Origin of the sequence: Enterovibrio sp. FF113, from assembly GCF_041439165.1 — a bacterium.
GTDB lineage: Bacteria > Pseudomonadota > Gammaproteobacteria > Enterobacterales > Vibrionaceae > Enterovibrio > Enterovibrio norvegicus_A.
Map to the genome: position 1 here is coordinate 41,612 of NZ_JBGONO010000033.1, position 13,156 is coordinate 54,767.

Here is a 13,156-nt window from a genome sequence, read left to right on the forward strand (position 1 = left end):
TTTGGTTACGGCTTTGCCGTGCCACTTAAGGTGTGAGTTATGGGATTTTTTCTTAATCGATTAGTGTTTTATTTTGGCGCATTGCTTATCGCAATCACGCTGAACTTTATTTTGCCGCGAGCGATGCCTGGTGACCCAGTTACCATGATGTTCGCAAATGCAAGCGTCCAAGTAACACCAGAACGCATTGCTGCTATGCGTGAGCTATTGGGCTTTGTTGATGGTCCAATTCACGTGCAGTTCCTGACTTACTTGCAGAGCATCTTCACATGGGAGCTCGGTATTTCGACCTCGTTCTATCCCATGACGGTTAATGAGCTGATTGCCAAATCACTTGGTTGGACACTCTTCTTGGCAGGTAGCTCTGTTGTTCTTGCTTTCTGTATCGGCTCAGTGCTGGGCATATTTGCAGCATGGCGACGTGGCAGCCGATTCGATTCATTCGTATCTCCAGGTTTCATGGCACTCCAAGCAGTTCCCCCTGTAGTTATCGGCATGATGGTGTTGTTTGTATTTGGTATCAGCCTCAAATGGTTCCCGACATCATACGGCATGCCTGAGGGCGCAATACTGGATTGGACCAGTTGGGAAACATACAAAGGCATTCTTTACCATGCTGCGCTACCTCTCGTCTGTGCAACCGTCGCCCAAATCGGTGGCTTCTTGATCAACATGCGTAACAACATGATCAACCTGCTCAGCGAAGACTATATCACTATGGCGAAAGGCAAAGGCCTCTCTGAAAATCGTGTCGTCTTCAATTACGCCGCGCGTAATGCAATGTTGCCAACCGTTACCGCCCTTTCCATGGCACTCGGTATGGCCGTTGGTGGTCAGCTAGTCGTGGAAATGATTTTCCAATATCCAGGCCTTGGCACAACCATGCTGAATGCCGTTAACGGACGTGACTACCAAGTGTTGCAAGGGCTATTGATCATCCTGACACTTGTCATGCTGTTGTTTAACTTCTTGGCTGACATCCTCATTGTCTTGCTTGACCCACGTCTGCGTAAGGGAGGCAAATAATCATGAAAGACTTATTCAAAATTATTCGCGGTAATACGAAAGCCTTCGTTGGTGTCATCTTGATTGTGACATTCGTTTTGATAGCACTTTTTGCACCTGTTCTATCAAAATATGACCCGCAAAAACGAACAGGTAACCCTCACGAATATCCATCAGTGCTTGTGAAAATTGCACAAGCAAGCCCTGATGGTTGGGTGGCAGAGAATCTCACTGACAATACACGACGCCTTCGCATCTCTAAAGATGCCGATCATGTCATGGGTACAACACGTTTGGGTCGCGACATCTGGTCTCAAGTTGCGCATGGTGCGCGTACCTCACTAATGGTTGGGTTCACCGCAGGTATTTTCGTCTGTGTCGTCGCCACTATTATGGGTATTTCTGCTGGTTACTTTGGTGGCCGTGTCGACAACATATTGTCCGGCGCGATGAACGTCATGCTGGTAGTTCCGCAACTCCCCGTCATCATGGTTATTGCAGCATTTGTGGGTCAGGCAGGTCCACTAACCATTGCCTTGGTCATAGCCTTCACCTCCTGGGCTTGGGGCGCCAGGGTAATCCGTTCCCAAACGTTAGCTATTCGTGAAAAAGAATTTGTCAAAGCCGCAGAAGTACTCGGCGAGTCAAAACTTCGCATCCTGTTTGTTGAAATTCTGCCAAACCTGCTTCCTCTGGTAGGCGCTAGCTTCATCGGCTCCGTGATGTACGCCATCCTTGCGGAATCTGTACTGTCTTTCATCGGCATGGGCAGTGCAAATACGGTCAGCTGGGGCAGCATGCTTTATAGCGTTCGTACTTCATCAGCCATGCAACTTGGCATCTGGTGGGAAGTTCTCGCGCCTTGTTTAGCCCTGACGCTACTTTCATTGGCACTGGCTCTTGTTAACTTTGCAGTTGATGAAATTGCCAACCCACAGCTACGTGCACAAAAAGGCATGAAACGCTGGAAGAAAGTGCAAGAAGAAGAAAAGAAAGCCCGTGAACAGGCTGATGTTGCTACACAAACTCCAGTATTGAGCGGAGAAAAATAATGACTGAAGCACAACTATCAATCCGCAACCTTTGTGTTGACTATATTACCGATGCGGGCGATGTCCGCGCGGTAAACGATGTAAGTTTCGATATTGGTAAGGGCGAAGTATTTGGTCTAGCTGGAGAGTCTGGTTGCGGTAAGTCAACCGTCGCATTCTCCCTAATGCGTCTTCATAAGCCGCCAGCCTATATCAGTGGTGGACAAGTATCCTTCAATGGCGAAGACATCATGAAGTACAGCGACGAGCGTATGAACCGCTTTCGCTGGAAAGAAATGTCCATGGTATTCCAATCTGCCATGAATGCCTTGAACCCTGTTTTAACGATGGAAGAGCAGTTTTGTGACGTAATTATGCGCCACACAAACATGACACGCGATCAAGCAAAAAATCGCGCTGAAGGTCTATTAGAAATCGTCGATATTCACCCAAGTCGTTTAAGCGATTACCCACACCAATTCTCTGGCGGTATGCGTCAACGTTTGGTTATCGCGATTGCATTGGCTCTGAATCCAAAAATGATCATCATGGATGAGCCAACAACCGCTCTAGACGTGGTTGTACAGCGCGAGATCTTGCAAAAAATCCACGCACTGAAAGAAGAATTTGGTTTCTCAATTCTGTTCATCACCCATGACTTATCTCTGATGGTCGAGTTCACGGATCGCATCGGCATTATGTATGCGGGTCAGCTGATCGAAGTGGCACCGTCAAAAGAGATTCTGAAGACGCCATACCATCCTTATACCGAAGGTCTGGCAAGCTCCTTCCCTGCACTTACCGGTCCGAAAACACACCTAAAAGGTATTGCGGGTAATCCACTTAACCTGCTCGAGATACCGCAGGGTTGTCGCTTCCAAGCTCGCTGTAGCAAGGCGACAGACAAGTGTTTCAACGTGGCAAACACCTTGACTCAGATCGAGGCGACCCGTTTCACCAACTGCCACCTGTTTACAGGTAAGTAATTCGGCTATTTGCGACTTGTAGGAGTGAGCATGACTAAAGAATTAGGCCAACCAATTGTTGAAGGGAAAAACCTGGTAAAGGACTTCCCTGTTAGCAGCAACACGCTGAATAAGCCTTTGATGCGCGCACTGAATGATGTGTCATTCAAACTGTATAAAAGCCGCGGTCTATCTGTGGTTGGTGAATCAGGTTCTGGTAAATCAACTACGGCAAAAATGATTGCAAAGATGTATGCGCCAACGTCCGGAAGTATCGAATACAAAGGCCGTGACATCAGCACCATTACCAAGAGCCGCGATCTAATGACCTATCGCGAAGGCATTCAGATGGTATGGCAAGACCCGTTTGGCTCTTTGAACCCAACGCATAATATTTTTCACCATATTGAGCGCCCGCTGCGAATCCACAAAAAAGCGAGCAGCAACCCGAAAGAGCTGGAAGAACAGGTGTATGAATTGCTGAATCAGGTAGGGCTAACCCCACCGAAAGAAACAGCACAGAAATACCCTCACCAGCTATCTGGTGGTCAGCGTCAACGTGTCAATCTTGCACGAAATCTGGCTGTTGGCGCAGAAGTAGTGTTGGCAGACGAACCAACTTCAATGCTCGACGTTTCTATTCGCGCAGGTGTTTTGAACCTGATGGAAGAAATGAAATTCGAGAAAGAAATGGCATTGCTATACATCACGCATGACATCGCGACCGCTCGCTACATCGCTGAAGATCTAGCGGTTATGTACGTGGGACACATGGTGGAATGGGGTGACTGTGAAGAGATCATTCACCAGCCACAACACCCTTACACCAAGCTTCTCGTTTCTGCAGTGCCGGATCCGTCCAAGTCAATCCACCAGCAACTGGAAGGAAACAAAGGCGAAATCCCACTCTGGACACCAGATTCAGTCGGCTGTCCATTTGCTGGCCGATGCCTGCATGTGACAGATAAGTGTCGTGAGAAATTGCCAAGCGTCACCAAGCTGGCTGATAACCACTTCGTTCGCTGCTACCTGTTCGAATAATCTTCGAATACGTGTTTTAGGAGGTAAAATGCAGCTGTTGACCAATCATATCGGGTACGAACGCTTAGGCCACAAATCGGCGCTAATCCTTGCGGATCACGCTTTGTCTGAGACGCTTGCCGATATAGTGGATTGTCAGACTGGTCAATCCGTGATGCAGCTGCCTGTTTATGCTCGTGGTTCAGTAGACCAATGGCATTCCGGCGACGTCTATCAGCTAGACTTCTCCGCTCTGGATCAGAGCGGAGAGTTCTGCATCAAAGTTGGGGACACTACGTCTCCAGCTTTTTCGATCGCTGACGGCATACTGTTTGATCGCACTTTTTCTGATGTGATCCACTACTTCAAATCCCAGCGTTGTACAGGCACTTTTGATCAACACGATCGTCAAGCGCCATTGTTAGGCTCTGAACGTCGCATTGATGTTCGCGGCGGTTGGTATGATGCGTCAGGCGACGTCAGCAAATACTTCAGCCACCTTTCTTATTCTAACTATCTAAACCCACAGCAAATTCCCATGGTTGTTTGGAATATGCTGAACTCTTTAGAAACACTAAATACCGAATTGGTCCCATTTTCTAAAACACGATTGCATGACGAAGCCTTGTTCGGCGCAGATTTTCTCGTTCGCATGCACGACGCCGACGGATATTTTTATCTGACAGTGTTCGATAAATGGAGCAAAGACCCAGCGCAACGTGAAATATGTGCATATGAAACACAGCTGGGTAACAAGACCGACGCGTTTCAGGCAGGTTTCCGCCAAGGCGCAGGTGTGGCTATCGCGGCACTCGCTGCCGCTGCTCGTTTGGGCATCAATGGCGAATATGATGTCGAAACCTACCGGAAGACAGCTGAAACAGGCTACTGGCACCTAAAGGAAAACAATCGCGCTTACCTGGACGATGGTCAGGAAAACACCATCGACTTTTACTGCGCATTATTAGCGACAACCGAGTTATTCAAGCTCACTGCCAGTCAGTCATACCTAGAAGAAACTCGTTACTGGGCTTCGAAACTGGCAGAGCAACAACAGAGTGACGACCAAGTATCACATTTTTGGTCAGCCAACGCCGATGGCTCTCGTCCTTATTTCCATGCCGCAGAGGCCGGGTTACCCGCCATTGCACTGATGCAGTATCTCGCCATTGAAACTGATGCAGCATTGAAAGCGAAGTTTGAAATCATCTTAGTTAATGCGCTCAACTTTGAATTGCAGATTACCAATGAGGTCAACAACCCATTTGGTTACCCGCGCCAGTACATCAAAAACGTTGACGCCGATAAACGCACCAGCTTTTTCATTGCCCAGCGCAATGAAACGGGCTACTGGTGGCAAGGTGAAAACGCACGACTTGGTTCACTAGCAGCCATGGCTTACATGGCAACGAATTACGTATCTGACTCTGAGCTGAAAAAGCAGCTACGCCAATACGGTCAACATGCCTTGAACTGGATTGTGGGTCTCAACCCTTACGATATGTGCATGCTCGACGGTCATGGACGTAATAACCCAGACTATCTGCCAGAGCTTGGTTTTATCAATGCCAAAGGCGGTGTCTGTAACGGCATTACTGCAGGTTTTGATAATGAGCATGACATCGCCTTCAAACCGGAAGGTCAGAAAGACGACATGCTACAAAACTGGCGCTGGGGCGAGCAGTGGATCCCCCACGCAGCTTGGTATCTATTAGCTATCGCCATGCAGAAAAAGGACCTAGTCAATGGTTAAGTATTTCTGTGGTGTGGATGGTGGTGGCACGTCATGCCGTGCGCGAATCGTTGACGAACAAGGCCACTTTCTCGGCGAAGCAAAAACAGGCAGTGCCAACATTTTGCTTGGTGTCGAATTGGCAATGGCCTCAATAGAAGACGCTATTTCCCAAGCTGCTCATCAAGCAGGTATTTCTGATCTATCTGAAATTTCTGTCGGTCTTGCATTGGCTGGCGCAGAGCAAAAATCAGCATGGCTAGATTTCATGTCTCTCCCTCAACCTTATGGACATTTCACGTTGAACACCGACGGTTACGGTGCCTGCATAGGCGCATTCAGCGGTGAAAACGGCGCGATTGTCATTGCCGGAACAGGGTCTGTGGGTATCTACCTGGAAAATGGTAACCAACATGTTGTGGGAGGCCGAGAGTTTCCTATTTCAGATCAAGGCGGCGGCGCAGTCATGGGCTTACGTCTAATTCAACAAACCTTATTGGCGCATGATGATCTGCGCGCCACTTCCTCGCTATCAGAGTATGTACTCACCCACTTTGATCACGATCTCGATGCCATCGTTAGCTGGTCTAAAACGGCCAAACCTCGTGATTATGGGCAGTTCAGTCCAAAAATCTTCGAATTAGCAATGCAACGAGACGAACTTGCCATGGAGTTACTCCAAGGCTCAGCTGACGATGTCGAGCGCCTGATCCTCGGTCTTAACCGAAAAGGTGCTTCACAGATCGCGCTAATGGGCAGCATTGGTGAACGTATTGTTTCCTGGTTATCTCCCGCAGCTCAAGCCTTGTTAGTTCAGCCCAAGGCGGATGCTATGGCCGGCGCCATATTGATGGCAAGCGGCGATCACAACCTTTATCCGTTTCCGAGGTAAGCCATGAATTTTCGCCTAGATCTCAATGTTATCGATGTTAAGCCAAATGAAAGCCGTTTTGCATTGGTGCTGCATAATTTATCTGAATCCAACATTGAAAACTGGCAGCTAACCTTCAGCGTTAGTCGCTATGTCCAACCTGCCAGCGTGTCTCACGGTACGCTCAAGCAGATTGGCAGTTTATGTGTATTTGAAACAGGCGAGCCTCTCAACGCAAACGCGCATCTGTATCTTGAATTTAGCCATACAACAAAGCCTTTCTCGATGCATGATGAGGGCATTGCCGATGCATGCCTGATGGTTACAACAGACAAGGGCGTCACCGCATGCCCAATCGAAACAACCGTTATCAACTTAGGTGCTCAAACACTCGAGCGTATACCGCTTTGTTTGCCTGAGGCAAAAGCCATCAATCTCATCCCTCAGCCTAAAGCGCTGGTGATGACGCAAGGTCAATTTTCGATTGCCGATGATTGTGCTGTCGCAAGTGACAGTGATATCAATAAACCTGCCGCATTATGGCTAGCTCAAGAGTTATCGACACATCTTCGCGGTGATATATCCGTCAAGCAAGAAGGCCAAATTCGCCTCGTGTTTGATAATACTCTACCAGCATCACATTACCGTGTGAGTGTAAAACCACAGGGCGTGACGATTACCGCGTCGAATGAAAGTGGGTTCGCTCATGGTGTTTCCACCGTGCTGCAACTTTTGCCGAACAACGCATCTCATCGTCATTATTCTGCTTACAACCTGCCTTGTGTAGAAATTGAAGATCATCCTCGCTTTGCCTATCGCGGCATGATGTTGGATTGCGCTCGCCATTTCCATCCCTTGCATCGCGTCAAAGATCTTATCAACCAAATGGCACGTTACAAGTTCAACCATTTTCATTGGCACCTAACCGATGATGAAGGCTGGCGTATTCAAATTGATGCTTTCCCTGAGCTCACGGAAATTGGCGCTTGGCGCGGACCTTTCGAAACCATAGAGCCGCAATATACGTCATTGTCGAAAATCCACGGTGGTTTCTACACCAAAGAACAAATTCGAGAAGTGGTTGCATTCGCGGCACAACGAGGCATCACTGTCGTCCCTGAAATTGATATTCCTGGGCACAGTCGCGCCGCCATCAAATCCTTGCCACACATTTTGATGGAAGATGCCGATGCCTCTGTATATCGCAGCATCCAAAACTATTCCGACAATGTGCTAAATCCCGGTCTCAAAGGCACTTACACCTTTATCGAGACCGTGCTAAATGAAGTCTGTGAGCTTTTCCCTGGCGCATTCGTTCACATTGGTGCTGATGAGGTCCCAGACAATGTCTGGAGTGAAAGCCCATCTTGCCAAGCAATGATGAAAACCCATGGCTACAGCAGCAGTAAAGAACTGCAAGGCCACCTTTTGCGCCACGCAGAAAACTTCCTCAGCACCAAAGGTAAACAAATGTTTGGCTGGGAAGAAGCCGTGTTTGGCGACAAAGTCAGCAAAGACACCGTTATCTTCTCTTGGTTGAACGAAAAGTCAGGTCTCGAATGCATTCGCAACGGCTATGACGTTGTATTGCAACCAGGCCAAGAAACCTATCTAGATATGGCTCAGGACTTCTCTGCTGATGAGCCGGGAACAGACTGGGCCTGCAAGATCCCGCTTGAAAAAGCGTACCACTATGAACCCTTTGCCAACTCAAACGTCACCTCAAAAGAGTTTGAGCAAGTAAAAGGCATTCAATGCGCACTCTGGTGCGAAATGACCAACACCCAAAGTCGCTTCGAGTACATGCTCTACCCTCGCCTTTTAGCGATCGCAGAAGTGTGCTGGAGCGCCAAGGAACAACGAGATTGGGCAGATTTTCAAGCCCGCCTAAACGGACAACTGCAGTACCTAGATCGTCTAGGTATTAACTATCGTCGGTAATTACTTCAATTTTTTGAGATTTGTAGAAGGATACACGCCATGAAATACGGCTACTTTGATAACGATAACCGAGAGTATGTCATTACTCGTCCTGACGTACCGGCGCCGTGGACTAACTATTTGGGTACTGAAAAATTCTGTACCGTGATTTCACACAACGCAGGTGGTTATTCTTTTTATCAAAGCCCTGAGCACAACCGTGTCACTAAGTTCCGTCCAAACGGCACGTTTGACCGCCCAGGACACTTTGTTTACTTACGCGATGATGAAACAGCAGATTACTGGTCAATCTCTTGGCAGCCAGTAGCAAAAAGCCTTGAAGAAGCGTCTTATGAGGTTCGTCATGGCCTGTCTTACTCTAAATTCAAGTGTGAATACAAGGGTATTACAGCCACCAAAACACTGTTTGTACCAAAAGGTGAAGACGCGCAACTTTGGGATATCACCATAAAGAACGATGGCGATAAGCCTCGTACTATCAGCGCATTCTCTTTTGTTGAGTTCTCATTCAGTCACATCCAATCTGATAACCAGAACCATCAGATGAGCTTGTACTCTGCTGGTACATCTTATGAAGATGGCGTGATTGAATACGATTTGTATTACAACACCAACGATCACGATGGCTTCTACTACATGGCTTCTAGCTTTGAACCTGATAGCTACGAAGGCCAACGCGACAGCTTCTTGGGCATGTATCGTGACGAAGCGAATCCTATTGCGGTTGAAAAAGGGCGCTGTTCTAACCACGTTCAAACCTGCTACAACCATTGTGGTTCACTGCACAAGCAATTCGTTATCCAACCCGGTGAAGAAGTTCGCTTCGTTTACATCCTAGGTGTTGGTAAAGGCGAAGGCCAACGCCTGCGTAAGAAGTACCAAGATCTTGCTAACGTTGACGCTGCATTTGCTGGCATCAAAGAGCACTGGGATACGCGTTGTAACAAATTCCAAGTATCTTCACCGAACGAAGGTCTAGATACCATGATCAACGCATGGACGCTTTACCAAGCAGAAACATGTGTGGTTTGGTCTCGCTTTGCTTCTTTCATCGAAGTCGGCGGTCGTACTGGCCTCGGTTACCGTGATACCGCACAAGATGCGATCTCGGTCCCTCACTCAAACCCAGAGATGACACGCAAACGCCTGGTGGACCTTCTCCGTGGTCAAGTAAAAGCCGGTTACGGTCTGCACTTGTTCGATCCTGATTGGTTCGATCCAGAAAAAGCAGATGTTCAACCATCCAAATCGCCAACAGTCGTTCCAACGCCTAGCGATGAAGACAAGATCCACGGCATTGATGACACCTGTTCTGATGATCACCTATGGATCGTTCCAACGATCATTAAGTACGTCACCGAGACGGGTGAAGAAAGCTTCCTTGATGAAGTCATTCCCTATGCAGATGGCGGTAACGCTACTGTTTATGAACACATGAAAGCAGCATTGGATTTCTCAGCAGAATACGTGGGTCAAACCGGTATCTGTAAAGGTCTTCGAGCAGACTGGAATGACTGTCTTAACCTAGGCGGCGGCGAATCAGCAATGGTGTCTTTCCTGCACTTCTGGGCACTACAAGAATTCATCACGCTAGCAAAACACAAAGCGCAAGACGCTGACGTTCAAAAATACACAGAAATGGCCGCTAACGTGCGCGAAGCATGTGAAAAACACCTTTGGGACGAAGAGGGTGGTTGGTACATCCGTGGTCTAACCAAAGATGGCGACAAAATCGGTACTGCACAACAAACTGAAGGTCGTATCCACCTAGAGTCAAACACGCTAGCAGTGTTATCTGGAATGGCATCACAAGATCGCGGCGAGCAAGCGATGGACGCCGTCGATGAAAACTTATTCTGTGAGTATGGTCTTCACCTGAACTCACCGTCATTCTCAACGCCAAATGATGACATTGGTTTTGTTACACGTGTTTACCAAGGCGTAAAAGAAAACGGCGCTATCTTCTCTCACCCAAATCCATGGGCATGGGTTGCTGAAGCGAAACTGGGTCGTGGTGACCGTGCAATGAAGTTCTACGATGCACTAAACCCGTACAACCAGAACGACATGATTGAAAAACGTGTTGCAGAACCGTACTCCTACGTCCAGTTCATCATGGGTCGTGACCACGAAAACCATGGTCGTGCAAACCACCCATGGCTAACGGGTACTTCTGGCTGGGCATACTTTGCCGTCACCAACTTCATTCTTGGTGTACAAGTTGGCTTCGACGGATTGAGCGTTAATCCTTGTATCCCAACTGAATGGCCAGGTTTCGACGTAAGCCGTGAGTGGCGTGGTGCGACTTACCAAATCAAGGTAGAGAACCCGAACGGCGTGAGCAAAGGCGTGAAAACCATCACCTTGAATGGCGACATCGTGACAGGTGCTATCCCAGCACAAGCTGAAGGCTCTGTGAACGTTGTTAACGTTGTCATGGGCTAAATAAAAAAGGAGGGCACTTTGCCCTCCTTTTTTTTCGTTTTAGAAAGGAGTTCTACCATGATTCAATTTGGTACCGGCGGATGGCGAGCCTTCATTGGTGAAGAATTCACCAAAGACAACGTACGTTTAGTTGCACAGTCACTAGCAAACATCATGATCACTGAGAATGCGTGTGAGCCGGGTTTCGTTATCGGATATGATCGCCGTTTTTTATCAGATAAAGCGGCAGCTTGGTTTGCAGAAGTGCTTGCTGCTAATGGCATTACTGTCAGCTTTATCAACAAATACGTTCCTACACCTATCGTGATGTTCAAAGCGAAGGAAATGGAAACGCATTATTCTGCGTGTATTACCGCATCTCACAACCCAGCTGATTACAACGGTATCAAAGTCTTCATTCAAGGCGGTCGCGACGCTGATGAAATTATCACCGCGAAAATCGAAGAACAGGTCAACACACTTCAACTTAGTGACGTGAAATCGATAGATTTTGAAGATGCAGAGACTCAAGGGCTAATCAAAATCATCAACCCGATGAACGAATTCGTTGACTCGATCATCGATTTCATCGATATCGAAGCCATCAAGGCCGCAAACTTACGTGTTTTGATTGACCCAATGTTTGGTGTTGCTAAGAATGCGCTTCAAACTGTACTTATCTCCGGTCGCTGTGACGTTGACGTGATCAACGATGGCGCCAACCCAGGGTTTGGCGGTGTCATGCCATCACCCAATGCCGCTACGCTTTACCGCTTGAAGCACTTGGTTGCTCATGAAGGTTATGACATTGGCATCGGTACAGATGGAGATGCAGACCGTCTCGGCATTATTGATGAGAAAGGCAACTTCATCCATCCAAATGAAGTCCTACTGCTTTTGTATTACTACATGCTGGAGTACAAAGGCTGGAAAGGTTCAGTTGTACGAAATATCGCAACAACACATCTGCTGGACAAAGTTGCTGCCGACCATGATGAAAAGAGTTTTGAAGTGCCTGTTGGCTTCAAGCACATCAGTTCACAAATGGACGCGGATGATTCTCTGATCGGTGGTGAGAGCTCAGGCGGTCTAACTATCCGTGGTCATATCAAAGGTAAAGATGGCGTATTTGCATCAAGCCTACTGGTTGAAATGATCAGTGTGACAGGTAAAAAATTGTCTGAACTGCTTGATGAAATCTACGGTAAGTATGGCTATGCCTACACTGCAGAAGGTGACTGCACCTTTAAGGCATCTCAACGCCAAGAGCTTTACAACAAGATCTACGTTGAAAAAGCGCTGCCAGAATTTGCCTATGAAATAGAAAAAGTTAGCTATGCTGACGGCTTAAAAGTTTACTTCAAAAACGGAGGCTGGGCACTGGCTCGCTTCTCCGGCACTGAGCCTTTACTTCGCATCTTCGTAGAGTGGGAAGATAAAGAATCAGCAGAAGCTTTGGTTAATCAAATTAAAGCCTTTTTGTACGTTTAGTATAAAGAGCGAGCCGTATGACAACGGGTTGGTTTATTTGAACCAAACTGGCTTACAAAAAAGGGGTAGCTTTCGCTACCCCTTATCTATCTCACCAATACACAGTCTCGCAACTGGCTGTCTCCCCAAACCAGCATGGCTTCTTGGCCTTTAGTATACAGCCCAAATTTCTTATCTTCAGACTCCCACTGAGCACCAGATGCAGATCGAATCCTCGGCAATGAACGTTCTTCATTGTTAAATTGCACAATCGCCTTATCAGACATAACCATTGCATCAAACGTTTGATGACTCTCACACGTATACAGATGCGGCAAGGAAGTGCTGCATGCTGATAAGAGCAACGAAACCAGTATAGCGCCAATAAATTTGTTCATTTAACCCCCTCACTGACGAATTCAAATACATCATTTCATGCCACCTTATTGCTAACTGTTTACAGTGTCACAGAGCAAATATCTTATTGGGGAATAAACACGAAATAATTGTCAGGCATTGAAGTGGGGAATAACTGACCACCAAATACATTCAGGTCAGTGGTCTATAACTATGAATTAAAAACGCAAAAAGGCCACCCGATCGGGTGGCCTTTTTGTTTTTCTTTTTGCCTTCATCTTTTTCTTAAAAAGATGAAAACGAATTTGAAGCCTGGCGATGTCCTACTCTCACATGGGGA

The 13,156-nt window shown here is 47.4% G+C and carries 10 protein-coding genes; 9 read left to right on the top strand and 1 reads right to left on the bottom strand.

The features are described 5' to 3' along the window. Nucleotides 1–39 precede the first annotated feature (39 nt). From ACED36_RS20410 to ACED36_RS20450, 9 genes are read left to right on the top strand one after another with little or no spacing between them, the layout of a single operon-like run. Nucleotides 40–1,026, top strand: coding sequence for an ABC transporter permease (locus tag ACED36_RS20410; RefSeq protein WP_016961761.1), 987 nt, complete (start codon nucleotides 40–42; stop codon nucleotides 1,024–1,026). Between the two features lie 2 nt (nucleotides 1,027–1,028). Beyond that, entirely contained in the window at nucleotides 1,029–2,057 is a 1,029-nt protein-coding gene (locus tag ACED36_RS20415; protein WP_016961762.1) for an ABC transporter permease, read from the top strand. Next, nucleotides 2,057–3,022: an ABC transporter ATP-binding protein gene (locus ACED36_RS20420; RefSeq protein ID WP_016961763.1), complete on the top strand. Its 966-nt coding sequence runs from the start codon at nucleotides 2,057–2,059 to the stop codon at nucleotides 3,020–3,022. The genes ACED36_RS20415 and ACED36_RS20420 overlap by 1 nt, the downstream gene beginning before the upstream one ends. A 30-nt stretch (nucleotides 3,023–3,052) precedes the next feature. Further along, nucleotides 3,053–4,042 (top strand): ABC transporter ATP-binding protein, encoded by a 990-nt coding sequence (locus ACED36_RS20425; RefSeq protein WP_016961764.1) that lies wholly within the window; start codon nucleotides 3,053–3,055, stop codon nucleotides 4,040–4,042. Nucleotides 4,043–4,070: 28 nt separating this feature from the next. Next, on the top strand, nucleotides 4,071–5,774 hold the full coding sequence (locus ACED36_RS20430; RefSeq protein ID WP_016961765.1) for a glycoside hydrolase family 9 protein: 1,704 nt from the start codon (nucleotides 4,071–4,073) through the stop codon (nucleotides 5,772–5,774). Then, nucleotides 5,767–6,645, top strand: a complete 879-nt coding sequence (locus ACED36_RS20435) for a BadF/BadG/BcrA/BcrD ATPase family protein (protein WP_016961766.1) — start codon at nucleotides 5,767–5,769, stop codon at nucleotides 6,643–6,645. The genes ACED36_RS20430 and ACED36_RS20435 overlap by 8 nt, the downstream gene beginning before the upstream one ends. Before the next feature lie 3 nt (nucleotides 6,646–6,648). Next, nucleotides 6,649–8,565, top strand: a complete 1,917-nt coding sequence (locus ACED36_RS20440; RefSeq protein WP_016961767.1) for a beta-N-acetylhexosaminidase — start codon at nucleotides 6,649–6,651, stop codon at nucleotides 8,563–8,565. Between the two features lie 39 nt (nucleotides 8,566–8,604). Continuing rightward, nucleotides 8,605–11,010, top strand: a complete 2,406-nt coding sequence (locus tag ACED36_RS20445; RefSeq protein ID WP_017004552.1) for a GH36-type glycosyl hydrolase domain-containing protein — start codon at nucleotides 8,605–8,607, stop codon at nucleotides 11,008–11,010. A 57-nt stretch (nucleotides 11,011–11,067) separates the two neighbouring features. Next, nucleotides 11,068–12,480 (top strand): phosphoglucomutase/phosphomannomutase family protein, encoded by a 1,413-nt coding sequence (locus tag ACED36_RS20450; protein WP_016961769.1) that lies wholly within the window; start codon nucleotides 11,068–11,070, stop codon nucleotides 12,478–12,480. A gap of 86 nt (nucleotides 12,481–12,566) precedes the next feature. On the opposite strand, the gene ACED36_RS20455 is transcribed toward ACED36_RS20450, so the two are convergent. Continuing rightward, nucleotides 12,567–12,857 carry an MliC family protein gene (locus ACED36_RS20455; protein ID WP_016961770.1) on the bottom strand — a complete coding sequence of 97 codons (291 nt, stop codon included), beginning with the start codon at nucleotides 12,855–12,857 and terminating at the stop codon, nucleotides 12,567–12,569. Nucleotides 12,858–13,156: the final 299 nt, after the last annotated feature.

What these genes read in the sequence shown, in the direction of transcription:
- ACED36_RS20410 (WP_016961761.1), top strand. Translation starts at nt 40, where the DNA reads ATGGGATTTTTTCTTAATCGATTAGTGTTTTATTTTGGCGCATTGCTT.
- ACED36_RS20415 (WP_016961762.1), top strand. Translation starts at nt 1,029, where the DNA reads ATGAAAGACTTATTCAAAATTATTCGCGGTAATACGAAAGCCTTCGTT.
- ACED36_RS20420 (WP_016961763.1), top strand. Translation starts at nt 2,057, where the DNA reads ATGACTGAAGCACAACTATCAATCCGCAACCTTTGTGTTGACTATATT.
- ACED36_RS20425 (WP_016961764.1), top strand. Translation starts at nt 3,053, where the DNA reads ATGACTAAAGAATTAGGCCAACCAATTGTTGAAGGGAAAAACCTGGTA.
- ACED36_RS20430 (WP_016961765.1), top strand. Translation starts at nt 4,071, where the DNA reads ATGCAGCTGTTGACCAATCATATCGGGTACGAACGCTTAGGCCACAAA.
- ACED36_RS20435 (WP_016961766.1), top strand. Translation starts at nt 5,767, where the DNA reads ATGGTTAAGTATTTCTGTGGTGTGGATGGTGGTGGCACGTCATGCCGT.
- ACED36_RS20440 (WP_016961767.1), top strand. Translation starts at nt 6,649, where the DNA reads ATGAATTTTCGCCTAGATCTCAATGTTATCGATGTTAAGCCAAATGAA.
- ACED36_RS20445 (WP_017004552.1), top strand. Translation starts at nt 8,605, where the DNA reads ATGAAATACGGCTACTTTGATAACGATAACCGAGAGTATGTCATTACT.
- ACED36_RS20450 (WP_016961769.1), top strand. Translation starts at nt 11,068, where the DNA reads ATGATTCAATTTGGTACCGGCGGATGGCGAGCCTTCATTGGTGAAGAA.
- ACED36_RS20455 (WP_016961770.1), bottom strand. Translation starts at nt 12,857, where the DNA reads ATGAACAAATTTATTGGCGCTATACTGGTTTCGTTGCTCTTATCAGCA.